Genomic DNA, 20,531 nt, shown 5'->3' on the forward strand with positions numbered 1-20,531 from the left:
CTCTGTTTTGGGGAGGGGGCAGACCCCCCTTTCCTAAAATCCGGGTTGGGAGAGGTTGGTGGGGGGGGGTGGGGGGCGCACCCAGCCGGGGGGGGGGTGAGTGGAGGGCGGGCCGCGCCGGTCGGTGAGCCGGGCCGGGGCCCGGTGATGCGGTGGATCAGTAGGCGCGGTTGTGCATCCGTCGGCGCCACCACATGACCGCGGTGCCGATCAGCAGGAACCCGGCCGCGCCGGCCGCCGCCGAGCCCGCGATCAGCACGGTGTCCGTGCCGCCGGTGGTGCTCGCCCCGGTCAGTCCGCCGCCCAGCTGGTTGCGGACGTCGTTGCCGCTGCCCTTGGCGGTCGCGCCGCGCGAACCCGAGGTCGGCTGGGCCAGATACGGGAAGGAATGACCGAACTTCTTGTCGTTCTTGTCGACCGCGTCGCCCAAGTCGTTCTTGGAGCCGACCAGTTCACCCTCCACGACCTGGAGAGAGGCGTCGATCACGTCGTCGGTGAGCCGCCGCCCGTTCGGGAAGCCAGCGTTGTCGCCGTCGAGCACACCGAGGCGCTTGGGGGACGCGGCGGGCTTGATGGAGGTGTTGAGCCGCAGCTCCTCCGCGGGAGTCACGTGCGGAGGCTGGTTGAGGCCCTCGACGCCCTTGAGGAACACGTCGACGAGGTCGTTCCTGGGCTCCGCCGGTGCCTTGATCTTGTAGATCGCCTCGATGAGCTTCGGCAGTTCGGGGTTGGTCACGTTCTTCAGGAACTGGGCGTCGTCCCAGGGCGCGGACGCGTTGAACTTGTCCTTGTCCTTCTGCGGGTTGACGACCTCGTTGACCAGCGGCATCCCGAGGCGGGACACCTGTGTCCAGTCGCCGTGCGCGTCCTTGCGCTCCGTGGTGGACCAGATCCCGACGATCGGCTGCTCCGCCGACTCCTGGATCATGTCGGTCGGCACCTGCAGGGCTATGGAGTTGACGTTGTAGCCCTTGAGCGTGTCCCGGCCGACCTCGGAGAGGTCACCGCCGTAGAGGAGGTCGAAGACGCGCAGGTCCAGGAAGAACGGGTCGTCCGCCTGGCCGGCGAACGTCGTCGAACCGCCCGCGAGCTTGTACACGGCCTGGTCGCGCAGCGTGCTGTAGTGCGGCATCGACGCCTTGCCGACGTTCGACGGCGCGACCGGAATGTCGTCCGCGACCTTCGTCCTGGAGATGAGCTTCTGGTCGTGCAGACGCAGCAGATCGATGTCGTACGACTGCGTGATGTTGAGGTCGGGGTCGTCGAGACTGGTGACCGGACCCGTGTTGTAGAGGAAGGTGTCACCGTTCTTGCGGTGCGTCTTGAAGGTGTAGCGGTAGATCAACTCACCCTGCGCATCACCGTTGTTGTCGATGTGCAGGTCGTAGTGGGCGTCTTCCGCGAAGGTGAAGAAGTTCGGTCCGCCCGCCGGTTCCTCGAAGGGGATCCAGTTCGCCACGATCGTCGTCGTGTCGGGCTTGTCCGGGCTCACGAACGCGTACACGTCCGTGTTGTCGTACTGGGGCTGCCCCGAGATCAGCGGGGCCTCCCGGTGGCTGGAGGCGGCGGCCGCCCCCGGTTCCAGCGCGGTCACACCGGCGGCTGCGAGCCCCCCGGCGGCCAGCGCTCCGCAGACGAGGGCCGCGAAGCTCCTGCGTCCCGCGCCACTCCTGGAGATAGGTGTCATGCCGTCCGTCCTCACGTCCAACTTGCCTGACGCACGCCATTCGGAGCCGTCGCCGGGGTGGATTGGTGGAATCACAAACGTTCTTACGGCGGCTCGCACGTCTTGTTTCACCGGTGGGGCCACGTGTTTCGCCCGCCGCGCCGACGCCGGGCCCTCCGTCGCCGGTTTCCTCGGCGGCGGACCCGCGTTTTCGGTCCGCCGATCCGTAACCCATCCGTAGGCGCACTCGCCACGAACACATGGGCGACGGGGACAGGCCGTACGCGGCCGGAGAGGGGGACGAGTGGAGGCGGACGAGCTTCTGGTGCTCGTGGCAGGAGGGGACCAGAAGGCATTCGAGGAGCTGTACGGACTGGTGTCCGGACCGGTGTTCGGTCTGGTGCGCCGGGTGGTGCGCGACCCGGCCCAGTCGGAGGAGGTGGCACAGGAGGTGCTGCTCGAACTCTGGCGCTCCGCCGCCCGGTTCGACCCCGGCCGCGGCAGCGCCCTGTCCTGGGTCCTCACCCTCGCGCACCGCCGGGCGGTCGACCGGGTGCGCAGCGCCCGCGCGGCCACCGAGCGCGAGCGGCGTGAGGGACAGCGCGTGCACCGGCCCGCCTTCGACCAGGTCGCCGAGGAGGTCGAGGCCGGGCTCGAACGCGAGTGGGTGCGCCGCTGTCTCGACCGGCTCACCGCCCTGCAACGACAGTCCGTCACCCTCGCCTACTACGACGGCTATACGTACCGCGAAGTGGCCGAGCGGCTCTCCCTGCCGCTCGGCACGGTCAAGACCCGGATGCGCGACGGACTGACACGGCTGCGCGACTGCCTCGGAGGTGTCGCATGAGCGTCCTCGACCGTCTGCTCCGCCGCGATCCGCACTCGCTGGCCGCTCCGTACGCCCTCGACGCCCTGGACCCCGCCGAACGCCGGCGCTTCGAACGGCACCTGTGGCGTTGCCCGAGATGTGCCGACGAGGTGCGGGCCCTGACCGAGGACGCGGTCCGGCTCGCCTGGTCCACGGCCTCCCCGGCCCCGGCCGCGCTGCGGGACCGGGTCCTCGCCGCCGTGAGCACGACTCCGCAGGAGGCGCCGGCCGGGGGAGCCCTGCGGGGCCGTCCCGCTCCCCGGCCCGCCCGCGCGCACGCGCCCCGGGGCCGCCCCCTCTTCGTGCCGTTCGCCACCGCCACGGCCGCCGCCGCCCTCGTCGTCGCGTCGCTCTTCGCGGTCCAGGCGACGCAGACCCAGGACAAGCTGGACCAGGAGCGGGCCCAGGCACGTGAGATCGCCCACGTTCTCGCGGCGCCCGACGCCCGGGCCACCAGCGACCGGGACGCGCAGGGGCGCGGGATCGGGGTGGTCGCCTCCGCGTCGGAGGGGCGCGCGGTCGTGACCGTGCGCGGTCTCGGTGCGCCCGCCGCGGGACGCGCGCACCAGCTGTGGCTCATGCGCCCGGGCGTGCAACCGCGCTCCCTCGGCCTGCTGCAAGGCGACACGCCCTTGGTCGCGAGCGGACTCAATACGAGCGCCACGTCACTCGCTGTCACCGTCGAGCCCGAAGGTGGCTCGGCACGGCCCACAACCGCCCCAGTTGTCCAACTCGCCCTGGAATCGGTTGGATTCGGAGAGTAATCGTCAACGCCCTTACGGGGTAGGTGAATCCTGTGCCCGCGATACACGAGTGCCGCGGGGGAGCGATAGGGTTAGCCTGCCCGGGCCGGGTGCCCTCGTATGGGTGGGGAGTGACATGGAACAGATAACAGTGCGCAGCAGGGCGCGAGTCCCTGCGATCACGTGTGGGAGCAGCGCGACCAGTTCGCGCCTCGACCGCCATCTCTCGGTGCTGGGCGGCCCTGCCGTCCCGCAGCGCGAGACGGCCGAGGCGACGTCACTGATGCGTGAGCTCACCTCGCGTGACGCCGCGCACGACCGCAGCGCCAGGGGTGTGCGAGTGAGGCGGGTCTCGCTCTTCGCGCCGCTGAGGCGGCTGCGCCGTTCGCTCTTCGGCAGTCGCTGAGCGGCGGGCCGGCCAGCAGTTCCCGACCCGCGCTCAGGCGGCCACACCGTCCCGGCGCAGTGCTGCGATCTCATCGTCCGTCATCCCCACGGCACGCAGCAGCGCCCCGGTGTGCTCCCCGAGCGCGGGTACGGCTCCCATCCGTGCCGTGTCCCCGCCCGGCAGTGTGATCGGCGGCAACAGCGCCCGCAGCGGCCCGACCGGTGACTCCACTTCCCGCCACCGGTCCCTGGCCGCCAGCTGCGGATGCTCCGCCACTTCCCGTACGTCCCTCAGGCGTGCGCACGCGATGCCCGCGCGCTCCAGCCGGGCGACCGCCTCGTCCGCCGTCAGCGCGGCCAGTGCCTTGCCCACGAGAGCGTCCGTACGATCCCGGTTCACGACCCGCGCGGCATTGGTCGCGAACGCCGGCGCGGAGCCCAACTCGGGCTGTGCCAGGACCTGTTCGGCCAGTCGTCGCCACTCCCGGTCGTTCTGCACCGACAGCAGCACGCGCCCCCCGTCCGTCGTGGGATAGGCGTCGTACGGCGCGATGACGGCGTGCGCGAGACCGGTGCGCGCCGGGGGTGTGCCTCCGTGCATCGCATGGTGCAGCGGATGCCCCATCCACTCCGCGAGCGCCTCCAGCATCGACACCTCCACCGGACCCCCGCGCCCTGTCGTGCCCCGGCGCACCAGCGCCGCGAGCACCCCCGAGAACGCGTACATGGCCGCCGCGATGTCGGCCGCCGGAATCCCCGCCTTCACCGGCCGCTCCGGGGTCCCGGTCACCGACACGAGCCCCGCCTCGCACTGCACGAGCATGTCGTACGCGCGTTTGCCGGCGTACGGCCCCGTCGCCCCGTACCCGGAGATGTCCACGGCGATCAGCCGCGGATGGACGGCGCACAGGGTGGCCGCGTCCAGGCCGAGCCGGGCCGCCGCGCCCTGCGCGAGGTTCTGCACGAACACGTCGGCGTCCGCGACCAGTCGCCGTACGACCTCGAGGCCCCGCGGGTCCTTGAGGTCGAGGGCGATGGACTCCTTGCCCCGGTTGCACCACACGAAATGGGAGGCGAGGCCCGCCGCCGCGGTGTCGTAGCCGCGGGCGAAGTCCCCGCCGTCGACCCGCTCGACCTTGATGACGCGAGCGCCGAGATCGGCGAGCTGACGGGTCGCGAAGGGCGCGGAGACGGCCTGCTCGACGGCGACGACGGTGATGCCCTCGAGCGGCAGGGGCTGACCGGCCGCAGGGGCCGCGGACTGTGGCTGCATGCGGTGGATCATGTCCTGTGCGTAACACCTTTGTCATGCACGAAGGTTGACGAGGCAACCTCCGAGGGCCAGGGTGGCTGATCGTTTACACGATTCATGTGCCTGATACACCCAACCTCACCCCCGGAGGTACGCGTGTGTGACCTGCACGACCAGCACGAACACGAGCCGGCGGCCGCGAACGGCCAGGTCCTGAGCCGCCGTCGCATCATGCAGCTGCTCGGCGCGGCCGGCGTGGCCTCGGCCGTCATGACAGCCGAGGCCGACCCGGCGACGGCCGCCTCCTCCGACGACACCGCTGAGGCGTACCGGCCGCCCGAGGGCCTCGCCCAGGACAGCCCGGCCAAGACGGCGGCCCTGGACTGGATCACCGGCAACTCCGACCGGATCACCGGCCTGAACGCGGAGATCTGGGAGAACGCCGAGCTCAGCCTGCGCGAGTGGAAGTCGTCCCTCGCCGAGGCCGGATTCCTCGAAAAGGCCGGATTCCACGTCGAGTTCGGGACCGCCGGCTTCCCGACCGCGTTCACCGCGACCTTCTCGTACGGCAGCGGCGGCCCGGTGCTCGGCTTCAGCGGCGAGTACGACGCCCTGCCCGGCCTCTCGCAGCACAAGGGCGTCGGTCACCACGACCCGCGCGAGTACATCCACGACCCCTTCGCCCCCAGCTACGGACCGGGGCACGGCTGCGGCCACAGCGCCCTCGGCACGGCGGCGGCCGCCGCGGCAGCGGCCGTCGCCCAGGCCGCCGGGAAGCACAAGCTGCCGGTCACCGTGAAGTTCTTCGGCTCCACCGCCGAGGAGACCCTGATCGGCAAGACGTACGCCGTCAGCAAGGGGGTGTACGAGGGCCTCGACGCGTTCCTCGACTGGCACCCCTCGACCGCCAACGCCACCGGCTGGGGCACCACCACCGCGATGACCGCGGTGACGTTCACCTTCCTCGGCGTCGCGGGCCACGGCGGCACCCCGCTCGGCAACAAGAGCGCCCTGGACGCCGCCGTCATGATGGCGACCATGTCGGAGTTCCTGCGCGAGGAGAACCTGGCGCCGAGTGGCCGGCTCCACTGGGTGATCAACAACGGCGGTGACATACCCAACGTCACCCCGGAGATCGCGGAGATCAGCTACTACGTCCGCGAGGGCAGCCCCGCCCGCGTCCAGGTTCTCCTCGACAAGGTGATCGCCGTCGCGGAGGCCGCGGCCAAGGCCTCGCAGACGTCGGTACGTCACCGCATCACGTCCGCCTGCTGGAACCAGCTCCCGTCGAAGTCCTTCGCCGAGCTGCTGCACGCCAACATGAAGCAGATCGGCCCGCCGCGCTTCACCGACGCGGCACACCGGCTGGCGAAGGAACTCCAGCAATCCCTCGGTCTGCCGCAGCAGGGCATGCACGCCGTGATCGCCGAACTCACCCCGCCCAACCCGGTGTTCCTCGGCGGCGGCTCCACGGACGTCGCCGACATCAGCTGGAACGTGCCGACGGTCTCCATGGGCGCCGCGCTCGCCCCCATCGGCACCAAGATGCACACCTGGTCCACCGCGTCCTGTGCGGCGGCGGACCCCGGCCGGGCCGCCGTGATCGCCGCGGCCCGGTATCTGGCGGCGACCGCCGTGGACCTGCTCACCCAGCCCGCGCGGCTGAAGGCCATCAAGGACGAGTTCACGCAGCGGACGAAGGGCGTCGAGTGGAAGACGGCGCTCCCCGAGGGCTACGAGCCGCCCATGTACGAGCCCCCGGAGTGGTTCCTGAAGAAGACCGGCCAGAAGTGGCCGCCGGAGAACATCACCTGGCCGCCGAAGCGCGTGGTGTCCCAGGAGAAGTTCTCCTCCCTGGGCCCTGAACTGGCGCCGCAGACGTAGGAGTTCGCCGACCGGAGGTGGGTGTCGCTCCGGGCCCTCACCGTCCGCCGCGTGCGTAGCGGCGGACGGCGAGCGGCAGGAACACCGCGATGAGCACCGCGCACCAGGCGAGCGACCCGGCGACGGGATGGGTCACCGGCCAGGCGCCGTCGGCCGGCACCGGCGCGTTCCCGAACAGGTCCCGCAGCGCCGTGGCCACCGCACTGATCGGGTTCCACTCGGCCACCGCCCGCAGCCAGCCCGGCAGATGGTCCGTCGGAATGTACGCGTTCGACAGCAGCGGCAGCAGGAAGGTCGCGGCCCCCAGCTGCCCGGCCGCCTCCTCGCTCCCCGAGGCCAGCCCCAGCAGGATGCCGATCCATGTCATCGCGAACCGGAACAGCAGCAACAGGCCGACGGCCCCCGCCGCTTCGAGCGCCGACCCGTGGACCCGCCAGCCGACCGCCAGGCCGACCAGCATCAGCGGGACCATGCCGGCGGCCGTCACGACCAGGTCGGCGGCCGCCTGCCCCAGTGGCACGGCGGCCCGGCTCATCGGCAGCGTGCGGAATCGGTCCATCACGCCCCGGTGCGAGTCCTGGGCCGCCTGGAACATCCCGGTCATGATGCCGTTGGCCGCCGTCGCCACCATCAGTCCCGGCACGAGGAAGGCGCGGTACTCCTGCCCGGGCGTCGCGAGGGCGCTGCCGAAGACGTAGCCGAAGAACAGCAGCATGGTGACCGGCATCGACTGGGTGAGGATCAGCAGCCCGGGGTTGTGCCGCAGGCGCCGCAGCTGACGGCCCAGCATCGCGGTCCCGTCGTACGCCAACGCGCTCATGTCACCAGCTCCTTGTGGTCGTTCGGGCCATGGGCAGGCCCGGTGTGCTGTCGTCCGTCGGCGGGACGTCCGGTCCGGTCGCCGTGCGAGTCGCCCGCCGGCGTGTCCGTCAGGCGCAGGAAGACGTCGTCGAGGGTCGGCGGGCGCAGGCTCGCGTCGAGCAATGGCACCCCGGCGGCGTCGAGTTCACGGACCAGACGCGGGAGGGTCAGCGTCGGGTCGGTGGTGACGACGCCGACCGAGTGCCGCTCCCGGTCGAACGAGGGCTCCTTGCCGGTCAGTTGGTCGAGGACGGCGGCCGCGCCGGACAGCGCGTCCGGGTGGGCGACGACGACCTCCGCGTAGGAACCGATGACCGCCTTGAGTTCGGCGGGTGACCCGGTGTGGGCGACCCGGCCGCGGTCCACCAGCACGATGTCGTCGGCCAGCTGGTCGGCCTCCTCCAGGTACTGCGTGGTGAGCAGGACGGTCGTGCCCTCGTCCTTGAGGGCGCGGACGGCCGCCCAGATCCGGTTGCGGCTGGCCGGATCCAGGCCGGTGGTCGGCTCGTCGAGGAAGAGCACCTCCGGGCGGCGGATCAGGCTCGCCGCCAGGTCGAGACGGCGCCGCATGCCGCCCGAGTACGTGCTGACGGGCCGGTCGGCGGCCTCGGTCAGCCCGAAGCGGTCGAGGAGTTCGCCGGCCCGTGCCGCCGGGTCCCGCATCCGGTGGAGCCGGGCGAACAGCCGCAGATTCTCGCGTCCGGTGAGATCGCCGTCCACCGAGGCGCCCTGCCCGGTGACCCCGATGGCGCGACGGACCGCGTCCGGTTCGCGGACCAGATCGTGCCCGGCGACACGCGCGGACCCCGCGTCGGGGCGCAGCAGCGTGGTGAGCAGCCGGACGGCCGTCGTCTTGCCCGCGCCGTTCGGCCCGAGCAGGCCGCAGACCGTGCCCCGGGCCACCGCCAGATCGAACCCCCGAAGAGCGCGCACGGTGCCGAAGCGCTTCTCCAGACCTTCACTAAGTACAGCGTACGTAGTAGTCATGAGGTGACCATAGCGCACTACGTACGGTGTACGTAACTACGATGGTCGAGAGGTGATCGACCAATGGCAGGGCGCAGCGCCGTACCCGAAGTGATCTGGGCCCGTCCCGAGCGGGCGGGCCGTGGTCCGCGGCCGGCCTACAGCCGCGCGGACATCGCGGCCACCGCGGTGCGGATCGCGGACGCGGAGGGGCTCGACGCCGTCTCCATGCGGCACGTTGCGGCCGCACTGGGCTGCGGCACGATGTCGCTCTACAACTACGTGCCGCGCAAGGAGGATCTGCACGAGCTGATGTTCGACGCCATCAGCGCCGAGCACGACCTTGCGGAACCGTCCGGCGACTGGCGGGCCGACATGCTCCGGCTCGCCCGCGACACCCGGGCCCTGATGCACCGGCATCCCTGGGTGCCGCGCCTGATGTCTCCGGTCTACGGCTTCAGCCCCAACGCCCTGCGCTATCTGGAGCACTGCCTGGCCTGCCTGGACCCGCTCGACGTCCCGTACGGCACGCGGATGGAGCTGATCGCCATGGTCAACGGCGTGGTGACGACGTACGTCGCGAACGAACTGGCGACGGCCGAGCGGGTCCGCGCCCTGCCCTGGTCCCAGGAGCAGGAGAACGCGATCCGGATCGGCTACCTCGGCAGCCAGGTGGCGAGCGGAGCGTATCCGCGGCTGGCGGCGGCCTTCATGGAGGACGCCGGCCCGATCGACCTGGAAGCGGTGTTCGAGCGCGCGCTGCAGCGAGTGCTCGACGCCTTCGATCCGCGGACCTAGCGGATGTCCGGGTGCCCTCGCCCGCTGAGCGGCGCGCTAGAGCAGCGCGAACTGGCCCTCCGGGCCCTCCTCGTGGTGGTCCAGGACGGACGCGGGCCGGCGGGCCGCGTCCGGCACCGGCAACACACCCGCCGTGCGCAGCTCGGCCGCGGTGATCGCCGTCCGCACGCTCAACTCGGCCTGCTGCGGCCGTAGTTCGGCGAGGAGCGCCAGTACCGTGACCAGTTCGAGGAGTTCGGACGTCCAGGGCTGGGGCCAGGTGGCGGGCCGGATCGCCGACAGGGTGCCCGGCTCCGCCGCGCCGGTCCGCACCGCGAACCACTCCTCCAGGACGCGCACCCCGCCGACCTCGAAGTCCCATGCCTCCGGGGGTACCGGGGAGATCCGGCCCTCGTCGACCTGGAGAGTCTCCTCGTCCCGGTCGTAGCGCACGTCGAGCGGGCGGGCCGGGAGGGGAGTGCGGACGTAGGGGCGACGGCCGCCGGGGAGCCTGGGGCGTTCGCCGTCGCGCCGCATCAGCCACAGCATCCGGCGGCCCAACTCCACGCCGCTCGCCCACACTTCGGGGTCCGCGGTGAGGGGCACGGCGTGTCCGCCCCGGCCGCCCCGGGTGGCGGCGACTGTCCAGGCGAGGACGTCGACGGGTTCGGGAGCGTGGCCCAGGCGGGTGCCCAGGTAGGTCAACAGGCCCGGTGCCAGGTTCGGTTCGAGACCGCCGGGCCGTCGGTACAGGGGGCGGACGCGGCCGCCGCGACCGGCGCTCAGGGGCAGTACCGAGGAAGCCAGCAGCACCGGCCCCGACGAGTCCGGCACCACCGTCTGCTCGACCGCGAACACCTGCCGTTCGTCGGCCACCCGCCAGAGCTCGGGGCGGGCCGCGTCGATCAGCCGGTGGTCGGGGATCAGCCACTGTTCGTCGAAGGGCCCGTCGAGCACCCGGACCGGCTCCGGGCAGGGGCCCGAGGCGCGGGCCAGCCGCCCCGTCCCGCCGGACTGACCCGGCAGCTGGCCGACCGCCGAGTGCAGGGTGCGCGCGCGGGTCGGCTCGAACAGCGCCTCGCGGTCCGGCCCTTCGGCCTTCAGGAGCGCGTCCCATCTAGCCTTCAGGGACGCCGCGTCGGGCGCCGTCGGCCACCCCCGACCTCTCCTCGGCGGTGCGACGGACCACGGCATGAGGTCCGCGAGCAGCGGAGCGTCGTCGTGCGTCACGCTCGGCATCGTACGACGTGCGAGCCGAGCGCCGGACGGGTACGACGGGGGAGGCCGGCGCCACGCCCGCCGTCCGCCTCCGGGTTGCCCGCGGTCATGTGCTCAGTGGGCGTCGAGGGTGACCGTGAAGGAGAAGCGGTCGCCGCGGTAGTGGATGACGGCCACATCGAGTGCCTGGCCCTCCTCGTCGTAGGTGACGCCCGTGTAGTGCAGGATCGGGCTGAGCAGCGGCACTTGGAGCAGCCGGGCGGTCTCCGGATCCGCGAGGCGCGCCTCCACGGTGTCGGTGATCCGGCTGATGCTCGCGCCCACCACGTCCCGCAGCACCTTCGTCATCGGCCAGCGGATCAGATCGGCCGGATCGATCCGCTCGGCCAGGTCGGGTCTGACGTAGTTGCGCGCATGGTTCGTCGGCTCACCGGTCTTCTCCTCGCTGCGCAGCCGGTGATACGTGGCCACCTCGGCGTGCTGCGGGAAGTGCCCGGCCAGGCCCGAGGGGACCGCCACCGTGCCGTAGTCGAGCAGCTCCGTCGTCATCCCCGACTGCTGGGCGACGATCGCGTCCACCGAGCCGAGCAGCCGCACGGGAGCGCCCCGCTGCGCGCTCGGCTCGATGAACGTGCCGCGCCGGCGATGGCGTGTGATGAGCCCCTCGTCCTCCAGCTCCTTGAGCGCCTGCCGCATGGTCAGCACGCTCACCCCGTAGTGCCCCGCCAGCTGTTCCTCGGTGGGCAGGCGCAGCGAGTCCTGGGGCGACCGCCCGAGTATCGAGGCGCGCAGGGACTGCGACACCTGATACCAGAGCGGCAGCTTGCGGTTCAGGACGATCGAGTCCGGAGCGAAGGAGGTCACGAGGGTATCCGTACCGGTCGGGGGCGTTCAGTGCAACGGGCGGTGACGCTCAGTCGACCGGGCGGAAGTGCCGCTGGAGGCCCTGCCACACGTCGTCGTAGCCGCGTTGCAGATGCTCCGCGCGGGCCGCCTGGGCCGTGGCGGTCACCGGCCAGCGCGTCTCGAACATGAAGGCGAGCCCGTCGTCGACCTTCTGCGGACGCAGCTCGGCGGCGCTCGCCCGGTCGAAGGTCTCCCGGTCGGGTCCGTGCGCGGACATCATGTTGTGCAGCGAGCCGCCGCCGGGCACGAAGCCCTCCGCCTTGGCGTCGTACGCGCCCTCGACGAGCCCCATGTACTCGCTCATCACGTTCCGGTGGAAGTAGGGCGGCCGGAACGTGTCCTCGCCCACCAGCCAGCGTGGCGCGAAGACCACGAAGTCCACCCCGGCCAGTCCCGGAGTGTCCGACGGCGAGGTCAGCACGGTGAAGATCGACGGATCCGGGTGGTCGTAGCTGATGGTGCCGAGCACATTGAAACGGTGCAGGTCATAGACGTACGGCAGATGGTTTCCGTGCCAGGCGACGACATCCAGCGGGGAGTGGTCGTACGTCGCCGTCCAGAGGTTGCCGCAGAACTTGTTCAGCACCTCGACCGGGCCCTCGACGTCCTCGTACGCGGCGACGGGCGCGAGGAAGTCCCGGGCGTTCGCGAGCCCGTTGGCGCCGATCGGGCCGAGATCGGGCAGCTGGAAGGGCGCCCCATAGTTCTCGCACACATAACCCCGGGCGGAGTCGTCCAGCAGCTCCACACGGAAGCGGACACCACGGGGAACCAGCGCGATCCGGCCGGGCTCGACGTGCAGCAGCCCGAACTCGGTGCGCAGCAGCAGCCCGCCGCGCTCGGGCACGATCAGCAGCTCGCCGTCGGCGTCGCTGAACACCCGCTCCATCGAGGAGTTGGCGTGATACAGGTGCACGGCCATGCCGGTGCGCTGGGTGACGTCGCCGTTGCCGCCCAGGGTCCACAGGCCGGCGAGGAAGTCGGTGCCCTCGGGGGGCTCCGGCAGCGGGTTCCAGCGCAGCCGGTTGGGGTCGGGAACGGTCTCGGCGAACGGGGCCGTGCGGATCGCGCCGTTGTCCGAGCGGCGGAAGGCGGGGTGCGCGGCCGACGGGTGGATCCGGTAGAGCCAGGAGCGCCGGTTGTGCGCCCTCGGCTCGGTGAACGCGCTGCCGCTCAGCTGCTCCGCGTACAGCCCGAGTGGTGCGCGCTGGGGCGAGTTGCGGCCGTGCGGCAGCGCGCCCGGGACCGCCTCCGAGCCGTGTTCGTTGCCGAAGCCGGAGAGATACGCCAGCCCCTCGGCGGTCTTCCGTGCGGTCCCGCTCATGATCGCTCCCTCGTTCCGATTCCTATGTATCACCGTAGGATTCGGTTTTTGCCCGCGCAAGAGGGCGGCTCGGACATCGCAACGGACCGGCCATCGCCTGCGGGCCCGGGAACGGTTTGTGCCCTCGGGCGGTACGACCCAGGACCTGCGGAGGACTCAAAGACCCGACTCCAGGGGGATCCGGCTGTCGGAGGGTTGTTCTACTCTCCCCGGCATGTCGTGGTTGCGCGGACTGCTCGCCGCGCTCGCGATCTGTGCGCTGCTCGGCGGATCCGCGAGCTGTGGCACCGGTGATACGCACGGGGGCGGGGTGTCCGCCTCTCCCGTGGGCAAGGTGCTGGACGAAACGGACGAGAAGGGACGGCACTACCGTGAGATCGACAAGAAGGGTGCACCGGACGTCGCGATCGAGGTCCAGCCGGACCCCGACGCCGGCTGGGACGTACGGCTGACCGTCCGGAACTTCCGCTTCTCGCCCGCCGGTGCCCGCGCGGTGGCGGTGGCCGGCCGTGGCACCGCGGTGCTCTCGCTGGACGGCCGGACCCTCACCCGGCTCCGCGCCACGGGCTACCACCTCTCCGGCGAACTCGTCCCACGCGGCACCCACCACCTCACCGCCCGCCTGTACGCGGACGACCGGACGGTCTGGGCCGTCCAGGGCGAGCCCGTCGAGTGCACGGCGGACATCACCGCGTCCGGGGCGACCCCGACGCCGAGCGACGGCGACAACGGCACTCCGGCCGGCGAGGGGCGATGACCCGGGGCTCCCGGTACGGCCGCACTGGATGACCGGGGCTCCCGGTGCGGCGGTGCGGTCGGCGCCGGCGATGAGTGGTACCGGCATCGGTTTCCGTACAGACGGGCGAGGTTCACCGGACCCCGGCGGAAAGGCATCATGAAGACCGTGCCCCACGCGAACTCGTTGCGCCGTGCGCCCGTCCAGCGGCGCAGCGCCGAACGACTGACCAGGATCCTCGACGCCTGCGCCGACCTCCTCGACGAGGTCGGTTACGACGCCCTGAGCACCCGGGCCGTGGCCCAGCGCGCCGGCGTGCCCATCGGGTCCGTCTATCGCTTCTTCGGCAACAAGCGGGCCATGGCGGACGCGCTGGCCCAGCGCAACCTCGACCACTACACCGCGCGCGTCACCGGGCGCCTCCGGGAGACCGGCGGGGGCGACTGGCGCGGCGCCATGGACGTGGTGCTCGACGAGTACCTCGCCATGAAGCGCACCGCACCCGGCTTCTCGCTCGTCGACTTCGGCAACCAGATCCCGGTCGGCTCCGGCCACGGCGAGCCCAACACCCGGGTCGCCGACCGTCTCACCGCGCTGCTCTCCTCGTATCTCGCCCGCAACCCCGACGAAGAACTCCGCCGCACCTTCCTGGTCGCGGTGGAGACCGCCGACGCCCTGGTCCACCTCGCTTTCCGGGTCGCCCCGGAGGGGGACGAGCGGATCATCGAGGAGACCCGCGCACTGCTGCGGGCGTATCTGGCGCGGGTGCTCGACTGAACCGCTCGGCCCGCCGGGCGGCCCGCGAATTTCCGACCTGACCCCCGGCAGCCCCTCCCCAGCGTGCATACCGGTCGGTATGCTCGGCTCGTCCGTGTGTCACCGTCGCCACCGTCCTCCGGGAGGACCCGTGTCCCGCACCACCGGCGCCACCCCAGACTCCCGCACCGCCCTGCGCATCTGCCCCCTCTGCGAGGCCACCTGCGGGCTGACGCTCACCATCGAGGGCACCCGGGTCACCGGCGCCCGCGGCGACCGTGACGACGTGTTCAGCCAGGGGTTCATCTGTCCCAAGGGCGCCTCGTTCGGGGCGGTCGACGGGGATCCGGACCGGCTGCGCGCGCCGCTCGTGCGCAGGGACGGCGAGCTGCGTGAGGCCACCTGGGAGGAGGCCTTCGACGCGGTGGCCGCGGGCCTGCGCCCCGTCGTCGAACGGCACGGGCCGCACGCCGTGGCGGTCGTCCTCGGCAATCCGAACGTGCACACCATGGCCGGCGCCCTCTACCCGCCCGTGCTGCTCAGCGCGCTGCGCACCCGCAGCGTCTTCACCGCCTCCACGGTCGACCAGATGCCCAAGCACGTGTCGAGCGGACTGCTGTACGGCGACGCCCTGGCCATCCCCGTGCCCGACCTGGACCACACCGACCATCTGCTGCTCATCGGCGCCAACCCCCTGGAGTCCAACGGGAGCCTGTGCACCGCCCCCGACTTCCCCGGCAAGCTCAAGGCGCTGCGGGCCCGCGGCGGCACCCTGACCGTCATCGACCCCCGGCGCACCCGTACCGCCCGGCTCGCCGACCGGCACGTGGCCATCCGGCCCGGGACCGACGCGATGCTGCTCGCCGCCATGGCGCACGTCCTCTTCGAGGAGAAGCTCGTCGACCTGGGCGACCTGGCCCGGCACGTCCAGGACGTCGACGCGCTCGCCGACGCCGTGCGGGACTTCACCCCCGAGGCGGCGAGCGAGGCCTGCGACGTGCCCGGCGACACCATCCGGGCCCTCGCCCGCGAACTCGCCGCCGCGCCGCGGGCCGCCGTCTACGGCCGCATCGGCAGCTGCACCGTCCCGCACGGGACCCTCGCCAGCTGGCTGGTCGACGTCCTCAACATCCTCACCGGCAACCTCGACCGGCCCGGCGGCGCCCTCTTCCCGCTCGCCGCGACCGACCGCACACCCCGGCCCGCGGGACCCGGCCGCGGCTTCTCGCTCGGACGGTGGCACAGCCGGGTGAGCGGCCACCCCGAGGCCAAGGGCGAACTGCCGCTGTCGGCGCTCGCCGAGGAGATCGACACCGCGACCGACGAGGGCAGCCCGGTCCGCGCGGTCATCGCGGTCGCCGCCAACCCCGTACTCTCCGCCCCCGACGGCGACCGCCTCGACAAGGCGCTCGGCTCGCTGGACTTCATGGTCAGCGTCGACCCGTACCTGAACGAGACCTCGCGGCACGCGCACGTCGTCCTGCCGCCGCCCCCGCCCGCGCAGAGCGCCCACCACGACTTCGCCTTCAACGCCTTCGCCGTACACAACCAGGTCCGCTACACCCGCGCCCCGATCCCGCTGGAGCCGGGCCGCATGGTGGAGACCGAGATCCTCGCGCGGCTCGTCCTCGCCGCGACGGGCATGCACGGCGCAGATCCGTCCGCCGTGGACACGATGGTCATCGACAGCACCCTGGGCAAGTCCGTCACCGAGAGCCACTCGCCCGTGCACGGCCGTGACCCGGGCGAGCTCGCGGGCCGGCTGACGGGGGAGACCGGGCCCGAGCGGCGGCTCGACATGATGCTGCGCCTGGGCCCGTACGGCGACGGCTTCGGCGCCCGGCCGGACGGGCTGAGCCTGGCGAAGCTCCTCGCCCACCCGCACGGAATCGACCTCGGCCCGCTGCGCCCGCGGCTGCCGCAGCCGCTGAAGACCCGCAGCGGAAAGATCGAACTGCTGCCGACGCCGATCGTGGACGATCTGCCGCGGCTGCGCGCGGCGCTGCGCGAGCGTCCGGCGGCCGTCGTGCTCGTGGGCCGGCGCCATCTGCGGTCCAACAACAGCTGGATGCACAACGTCCCCGCGCTCACCGGCGGCACCAACCGCTGCACCCTGCACATCCACCCCGAGGACGCCGCACGGCTCGGCGTCGTCGACGGCGCGGCCGTACGCGTCAAAGGCGCCGGAGGCGAGGTCGTCGCCCCCGCGGAGGTCACCGAAGGGGTGCGGCGCGGTGTCGTGAGCCTGCCCCACGGGTGGGGACACGACCGTCCCGGCACCCGGATGAGCCATGCCGCCGTGGACCCGGGCGTCAACGTCAACCAGCTCCTCGACGGCAGCCTCCTGGACCCGCTGTCGGGGACCTCCGTTCTCAACGGCGTGCCCATCGAGCTGACCCCTGCAACCTGAGCAAAGCTGTGACCTGGAGTTTTGCGCTTATTGCTCGCGGGTCAACATCTTGTTAACACTTACGGACCCGACCTAACGTCGCCCCTACCGCCGGCCCTGGTGGGAGTTCAAGGGCGAACGTTAGGTATCCACACATGCTGACCATCCTCGGCTTTGCCATGATCGCGACCTTCCTGGTCCTGATCATGCTGAAGAAGATGTCACCGATCGCGGCGCTCGTGCTGATCCCGGCACTCTTCTGTGTCTTCGTCGGAAAGGGCGCCAAGCTCGGTGACTACGTCCTCGACGGAGTCACCAGCCTCGCCCCCACCGCGGCGATGCTGATGTTCGCGATCGTCTACTTCGGAGTGATGATCGACGTCGGGCTCTTCGACCCGATCGTGCGGGGCATCCTGCGCTTCTGCAAGGCCGATCCGCTGCGCATCGTGATCGGTACGGCCGTGCTCGCCGCGATCGTCTCCCTGGACGGCGACGGCTCGACCACCTTCATGATCACGGTCTCGGCGATGTACCCGCTGTACAAGCGCCTCAAGATGAGCCTCGTGGTGATGACCGGCGTCGCCGCGATGGCCAACGGCGTGATGAACACCCTGCCGTGGGGCGGCCCGACCGCACGCGCCGCGACCGCCCTGAAGGTCGACGCGAGCGACATCTTCGTGCCGATGATCCCGGCTCTCGCCGTCGGCCTGCTCGGCGTCTTCGTCCTCTCGTACGTCCTCGGGCGCCGCGAGCGCAAACGCCTCGGTGTGCTGACGCTCGACGACGTCCTGGTCGAGGAGGAGCGCGAGACGGAGACCGTGCTGGTCGGCACCGGCGGTTCCACGGAGAAGGGCAACCCCGCGCTCAGCGGCGGCGGTTCGGGCACCGGGACGGTCGCCGGCGGCGCGGGATCCGGCGCCGGGGCCGATGCCTCGGACGACTCCGACGCCTCCGACGGCGAGGTCCTGCCGGGCCTCGACCCCCACCGCACCACCCTGCGCCCCAAGCTGTACTGGTTCAACGCGCTGCTGACGGTCGTCCTGCTCACCGCCATGATCATGGAGTGGCTGCCGATCCCGGTCCTCTTCCTGATCGGCGCCGCGCTCGCCCTCACCGTCAACTTCCCGCACATGCCTGACCAGAAGGCCCGCCTCGGCGCCCATGCCGAGAACGTCCTCAACGTCTCCGGCATGGTCTTCGCCGCCGCCGTCTTCACCGGTGTCCTGCAAGGCACCGGCATGGTCGATCACATGGCCAAGTGGCTGGTGACGAACGTCCCCGACGGGATGGGTCCGCACATGGCCCTCGTCACCGGCCTCCTGAGCATCCCGCTCACGTACTTCATGTCCAACGACGGCTTCTACTTCGGCATCCTCCCCGTGCTCGCCGAGGCAGGCCACGCCCATGGAGTCTCGTCCCTGGAGATCGCCCGCGCGTCGATCGTCGGCCAGCCGCTGCACATGTCGAGCCCGCTCGTGCCCGCCGTGTACGTGCTCGTCGGCATGGCCAAGGTCGAGTTCGGCGACCACACCAGGTTCGTGGTCAAGTGGGCCGCGCTGACCTCGCTCGTCGTGCTCGGGGCCGGAATCCTCTTCGGCATCATCTGATGTCCGACCCGTCCGACCCCGAGCGGCCCGGCAGGAGTTGGCTGCTGCGCCTCGTCATCGCCTTCAGCTTCGCGCAGGGGGCGGTGTCGATGGCGCGGCCCGCCGTCTCCTACCGGGCCCTCGCCCTGGGCGCCGACGAGCGGGCGATCGGTGTGATCGCGGGTGTGTACGCCCTGCTCCCGCTGTTCGCCGCCGTCCCGCTGGGCCGCCGTACCGACCACGGCCGCTGTGCCCCGTTGCTGCCCGTCGGCGTCGTCCTCATCGCGGGCGGCTGCGCGCTGAGCGGCCGGGCGGACTCCCTCGCGGCGATGGCGGCGTGGAGCGGAGTGATGGGTCTCGGCCACCTCTGCTTCGTGATCGGCGCCCAGTCCATCGTCGCCCGCCAGTCCGCCCCGCACGAACAGGACCGGAACTTCGGTCACTTCACCATCGGCGCGTCGCTGGGCCAGCTGGTCGGACCGATCGCCGCGGGCGCCCTGATCGGCGGGTCCGACATGGCGGGCACCAGCGCGCTGGCGCTGCTCGTCGCGGGCGCGGTCGCGGCCGTCTCGTTCACCTCGCTGTGGCGCATCGAGCACCGTACGACGGTCAACTCCCGTACCCCTCAGGGCGAACGGGTCCCCGTGCGCCGCATCCTGGGCGCCCGGGGTGTCCCCGCCGGCATCTTCATCAGCCTCGCCGTCCTGTCCGCCACGGACATCCTCACCGCCTACCTTCCGGTCGTCGGCGAGCACCGGGGCATCGCGCCGTCCGTGGTCGGTCTGCTGCTGAGTCTGCGCGCGGCCGCGACCATCGCCTGCCGGCTGGTGATGACACCGATGCTGCGGCTGCTGGGCCGGGCCGCGCTGCTGACGGTGACATGTCTGGTGGCCGGCGTCGTGTGCGCGGGCATCGCGCTGCCCGTGCCGGTGTGGGCGCTGGCCGTGATGCTCGTGGTCCTCGGGTTCTGTCTCGGTGTCGGCCAGCCGCTGTCCATGACGACGGTCGTCCAGGCGGCCCCCGACGACGCACGCTCCACGGCCCTCGCCCTCCGGTTGACCGGCAACCGGCTCGGCCAGGTCGCCGCGCCGGCCGGCGCGGGTCTGGTCGCCGGCATCGCGGGTGTGGCCGCGCCGTTCGTGCTGCTCGGCGCGCTGCTGCTGTTGTCGTCGGGAATCGCGCTGCGCTCGCCCGGCAAGCAGGGACCGGGGCAGGGACCGGAGCAGGAGCCGCCCGGCGCACCCCGGCGGCCGGAGGCGCGATTGGGCCGGGCGGGGGATATCTGACGATTCGTCCGGCCCGGCTGCCGTGTTCGGTGACGCGGATGTGAAAGAGAGTCAGGTGAAAGAGCGATTTGTATGAAAATCGTCTGACTCGGAGGAACTCGCATGCTCACCTCGGCACTCCCACGCCCCGTCGGTGTGCGCACCGGCGCCACCGCCACCCTGGCGGCTCTTCTGCTGGCGGGCACCGCCTTGATCGGGGCCCCGGCCGCCGTCGCGGCCCCCGGTGACAACGGCGACATCAAGATCCACCCGGTGGGCACGCGTTTCGGCGACCCGAAGGACACCCCGAGGGTCTGCAAGTTCTACCTCGACGCGACCGGCTTCGATGTGGCCCAGGGCATCACCTACACCATCCAGCCGCAGCCCCCGCTGCCCAACACGGCCACGCTCAACGGGGCCATCACCCTCGCGTCCGGTATCGGACACACCGACCCGCTGGCGCTGCCCGACGGCCAGTACAAGGTGACGTACAAGGTCCTCGGCGGGGCGGCCGCGGGCAAGGAGAAGGTCTTCAACGTCGACTGCCCGAGCACGGTGGCGTCCCCCGCACCCGGCCCGCAGGGTGGCGTGCACGCCGGCGGTGGCGGTCTCGCCCAGACGACCGAGGCGTTCTCGCCGGTAGCCGGTGCGGCCGCCGTCGGACTGGTCGTGGTCGGAGGAGTCGTGTACTTCCGGCTGCTGCGCCGCCGCACCGATGGCGCCGCGTAGGCGTCGCCGCAGGCCCTGGTACCGGACGCGCGCCTACCGCCTGACGAGGACCTTCGCGATTCTCGTCGCTCTGGTGGTGGGCGGCGTCTGCTGGGCGGGGGACGACGAGCCCGTGGGACCCGTCGCCGCCGACGGCGCGGGGCACGGAGGCGCCGCGGCGTCCTCCGGCCCCGCCGCCCGGGGCGGCTCCGACGCGCGCAGCGCGCAGCCACAGCGCG

The 20,531-nt window shown here is 71.7% G+C and carries 18 protein-coding genes and 1 pseudogene; 12 read left to right on the top strand and 7 right to left on the bottom strand.

All coding sequences use genetic code 11. From position 1 onward, the window contains the following. Nucleotides 1-157: 157 nt before the first annotated feature. Entirely contained in the window at nucleotides 158-1,687 is a 1,530-nt protein-coding gene (locus ACFWM2_RS26125; RefSeq protein ID WP_383284526.1) for a DUF4331 domain-containing protein, read from the bottom strand. Between the two features lie 283 nt (nucleotides 1,688-1,970). Here ACFWM2_RS26125 and ACFWM2_RS26130 point away from each other — a divergent pair, with 283 nt between their 5' ends. The 3 genes from ACFWM2_RS26130 to ACFWM2_RS26140 all read left to right on the top strand — a co-directional run bounded on the left by ACFWM2_RS26130 (nucleotide 1,971) and on the right by ACFWM2_RS26140 (nucleotide 3,683). Beyond that, nucleotides 1,971-2,513: a sigma-70 family RNA polymerase sigma factor gene (locus ACFWM2_RS26130; RefSeq protein WP_383284529.1), complete on the top strand. Its 543-nt coding sequence runs from the start codon at nucleotides 1,971-1,973 to the stop codon at nucleotides 2,511-2,513. After that, nucleotides 2,510-3,298, top strand: a complete 789-nt coding sequence (locus ACFWM2_RS26135) for an anti-sigma factor domain-containing protein (RefSeq protein ID WP_383284532.1) — start codon at nucleotides 2,510-2,512, stop codon at nucleotides 3,296-3,298. The genes ACFWM2_RS26130 and ACFWM2_RS26135 overlap by 4 nt, the downstream gene beginning before the upstream one ends. A 115-nt stretch (nucleotides 3,299-3,413) precedes the next feature. Beyond that, the gene (locus ACFWM2_RS26140; protein WP_383284534.1) at nucleotides 3,414-3,683 is read left to right on the top strand and encodes a hypothetical protein; all 270 of its coding nucleotides are present in this window, start codon (nucleotides 3,414-3,416) and stop codon (nucleotides 3,681-3,683) included. A gap of 33 nt (nucleotides 3,684-3,716) precedes the next feature. On the opposite strand, the gene ACFWM2_RS26145 is transcribed toward ACFWM2_RS26140, so the two are convergent. Further along, nucleotides 3,717-4,949, bottom strand: a complete 1,233-nt coding sequence (locus ACFWM2_RS26145; RefSeq protein WP_383284537.1) for a CaiB/BaiF CoA transferase family protein — start codon at nucleotides 4,947-4,949, stop codon at nucleotides 3,717-3,719. 123 nt (nucleotides 4,950-5,072) lie between these two features. Between ACFWM2_RS26145 and ACFWM2_RS26150 the strand changes: the two genes are divergently transcribed. Next, entirely contained in the window at nucleotides 5,073-6,800 is a 1,728-nt protein-coding gene (locus ACFWM2_RS26150) for an amidohydrolase (protein WP_383284540.1), read from the top strand. Nucleotides 6,801-6,837: 37 nt separating this feature from the next. Here ACFWM2_RS26150 and ACFWM2_RS26155 read toward each other — a convergent pair whose 3' ends face one another. Together ACFWM2_RS26155 and ACFWM2_RS26160 are read right to left on the bottom strand one after the other, a co-directional pair. Then, on the bottom strand, nucleotides 6,838-7,620 hold the full coding sequence (locus ACFWM2_RS26155) for an ABC transporter permease (protein WP_383284543.1): 783 nt from the start codon (nucleotides 7,618-7,620) through the stop codon (nucleotides 6,838-6,840). Further along, nucleotides 7,617-8,648: an ATP-binding cassette domain-containing protein gene (locus ACFWM2_RS26160; protein ID WP_383284546.1), complete on the bottom strand. Its 1,032-nt coding sequence runs from the start codon at nucleotides 8,646-8,648 to the stop codon at nucleotides 7,617-7,619. Before ACFWM2_RS26160 ends, ACFWM2_RS26155 begins: the two co-directional genes overlap by 4 nt. A gap of 63 nt (nucleotides 8,649-8,711) precedes the next feature. Between ACFWM2_RS26160 and ACFWM2_RS26165 the strand changes: the two genes are divergently transcribed. After that, nucleotides 8,712-9,425: a TetR/AcrR family transcriptional regulator gene (locus ACFWM2_RS26165; protein WP_383284549.1), complete on the top strand. Its 714-nt coding sequence runs from the start codon at nucleotides 8,712-8,714 to the stop codon at nucleotides 9,423-9,425. A 36-nt stretch (nucleotides 9,426-9,461) separates the two neighbouring features. Here the strand turns inward: ACFWM2_RS26165 and ACFWM2_RS26170 are convergent, their stop codons facing one another. The 3 genes from ACFWM2_RS26170 to hmgA all read right to left on the bottom strand — a co-directional run bounded on the left by ACFWM2_RS26170 (nucleotide 9,462) and on the right by hmgA (nucleotide 12,852). Next, entirely contained in the window at nucleotides 9,462-10,643 is a 1,182-nt protein-coding gene (locus ACFWM2_RS26170) for a type ISP restriction/modification enzyme (protein ID WP_383284551.1), read from the bottom strand. A gap of 93 nt (nucleotides 10,644-10,736) precedes the next feature. After that, nucleotides 10,737-11,486 (bottom strand): GntR family transcriptional regulator, encoded by a 750-nt coding sequence (locus ACFWM2_RS26175; RefSeq protein WP_383284554.1) that lies wholly within the window; start codon nucleotides 11,484-11,486, stop codon nucleotides 10,737-10,739. A 49-nt stretch (nucleotides 11,487-11,535) separates the two neighbouring features. Beyond that, on the bottom strand, nucleotides 11,536-12,852 hold the full coding sequence (hmgA, locus tag ACFWM2_RS26180) for a homogentisate 1,2-dioxygenase (protein WP_383284557.1): 1,317 nt from the start codon (nucleotides 12,850-12,852) through the stop codon (nucleotides 11,536-11,538). A gap of 214 nt (nucleotides 12,853-13,066) precedes the next feature. On the opposite strand from hmgA, the gene ACFWM2_RS26185 reads away from it, so the two are divergent. The 7 genes and pseudogenes from ACFWM2_RS26185 to ACFWM2_RS26215 form a co-directional block, all read left to right on the top strand. Next, nucleotides 13,067-13,609, top strand: coding sequence for a hypothetical protein (locus ACFWM2_RS26185; protein ID WP_383284560.1), 543 nt, complete (start codon nucleotides 13,067-13,069; stop codon nucleotides 13,607-13,609). A gap of 138 nt (nucleotides 13,610-13,747) precedes the next feature. Further along, nucleotides 13,748-14,365 (top strand): TetR family transcriptional regulator, encoded by a 618-nt coding sequence (locus tag ACFWM2_RS26190; RefSeq protein WP_383284563.1) that lies wholly within the window; start codon nucleotides 13,748-13,750, stop codon nucleotides 14,363-14,365. Nucleotides 14,366-14,495: 130 nt separating this feature from the next. Further along, nucleotides 14,496-16,754: a molybdopterin oxidoreductase family protein gene (locus tag ACFWM2_RS26195; RefSeq protein ID WP_383284566.1), complete on the top strand. Its 2,259-nt coding sequence runs from the start codon at nucleotides 14,496-14,498 to the stop codon at nucleotides 16,752-16,754. A gap of 134 nt (nucleotides 16,755-16,888) precedes the next feature. Then, entirely contained in the window at nucleotides 16,889-18,340 is a 1,452-nt protein-coding gene (locus tag ACFWM2_RS26200) for a CitMHS family transporter (RefSeq protein ID WP_383284569.1), read from the top strand. Next, a complete protein-coding gene (locus tag ACFWM2_RS26205; RefSeq protein ID WP_383284572.1) occupies nucleotides 18,340-19,605 on the top strand; it encodes an MFS transporter in 1,266 nt (421 codons plus the stop codon). The genes ACFWM2_RS26200 and ACFWM2_RS26205 overlap by 1 nt, the downstream gene beginning before the upstream one ends. A gap of 102 nt (nucleotides 19,606-19,707) precedes the next feature. After that, nucleotides 19,708-20,313 carry a hypothetical protein gene (locus tag ACFWM2_RS26210; protein ID WP_383284574.1) on the top strand — a complete coding sequence of 202 codons (606 nt, stop codon included), beginning with the start codon at nucleotides 19,708-19,710 and terminating at the stop codon, nucleotides 20,311-20,313. Next, nucleotides 20,300-20,531, top strand: a pseudogene (locus ACFWM2_RS26215) (class F sortase); the annotation flags it as partial. The gene ACFWM2_RS26210 and the pseudogene ACFWM2_RS26215, both read left to right, overlap by 14 nt.

It is taken from the genome of Streptomyces sp. NPDC058371 (genome assembly GCF_042723265.1).
Classification (GTDB): domain Bacteria; phylum Actinomycetota; class Actinomycetes; order Streptomycetales; family Streptomycetaceae; genus Streptomyces.

Excerpts from the sequence above, each read along its gene's own strand:
- ACFWM2_RS26140 (WP_383284534.1), top strand. The coding sequence starts at position 3,414 with ATGGAACAGATAACAGTGCGCAGCAGGGCGCGAGTCCCTGCGATCACG.
- ACFWM2_RS26205 (WP_383284572.1), top strand. The coding sequence starts at position 18,340 with ATGTCCGACCCGTCCGACCCCGAGCGGCCCGGCAGGAGTTGGCTGCTG.
- ACFWM2_RS26210 (WP_383284574.1), top strand. The coding sequence starts at position 19,708 with ATGCTCACCTCGGCACTCCCACGCCCCGTCGGTGTGCGCACCGGCGCC.
- ACFWM2_RS26135 (WP_383284532.1), top strand. The coding sequence starts at position 2,510 with ATGAGCGTCCTCGACCGTCTGCTCCGCCGCGATCCGCACTCGCTGGCC.
- ACFWM2_RS26155 (WP_383284543.1), bottom strand. The coding sequence starts at position 7,620 with ATGAGCGCGTTGGCGTACGACGGGACCGCGATGCTGGGCCGTCAGCTG.
- ACFWM2_RS26165 (WP_383284549.1), top strand. The coding sequence starts at position 8,712 with ATGGCAGGGCGCAGCGCCGTACCCGAAGTGATCTGGGCCCGTCCCGAG.
- ACFWM2_RS26190 (WP_383284563.1), top strand. The coding sequence starts at position 13,748 with ATGAAGACCGTGCCCCACGCGAACTCGTTGCGCCGTGCGCCCGTCCAG.
- ACFWM2_RS26125 (WP_383284526.1), bottom strand. The coding sequence starts at position 1,687 with ATGACACCTATCTCCAGGAGTGGCGCGGGACGCAGGAGCTTCGCGGCC.
- hmgA (WP_383284557.1), bottom strand. The coding sequence starts at position 12,852 with ATGAGCGGGACCGCACGGAAGACCGCCGAGGGGCTGGCGTATCTCTCC.
- ACFWM2_RS26160 (WP_383284546.1), bottom strand. The coding sequence starts at position 8,648 with ATGACTACTACGTACGCTGTACTTAGTGAAGGTCTGGAGAAGCGCTTC.
- ACFWM2_RS26185 (WP_383284560.1), top strand. The coding sequence starts at position 13,067 with ATGTCGTGGTTGCGCGGACTGCTCGCCGCGCTCGCGATCTGTGCGCTG.
- ACFWM2_RS26170 (WP_383284551.1), bottom strand. The coding sequence starts at position 10,643 with ATGCCGAGCGTGACGCACGACGACGCTCCGCTGCTCGCGGACCTCATG.
- ACFWM2_RS26200 (WP_383284569.1), top strand. The coding sequence starts at position 16,889 with ATGCTGACCATCCTCGGCTTTGCCATGATCGCGACCTTCCTGGTCCTG.
- ACFWM2_RS26145 (WP_383284537.1), bottom strand. The coding sequence starts at position 4,949 with ATGATCCACCGCATGCAGCCACAGTCCGCGGCCCCTGCGGCCGGTCAG.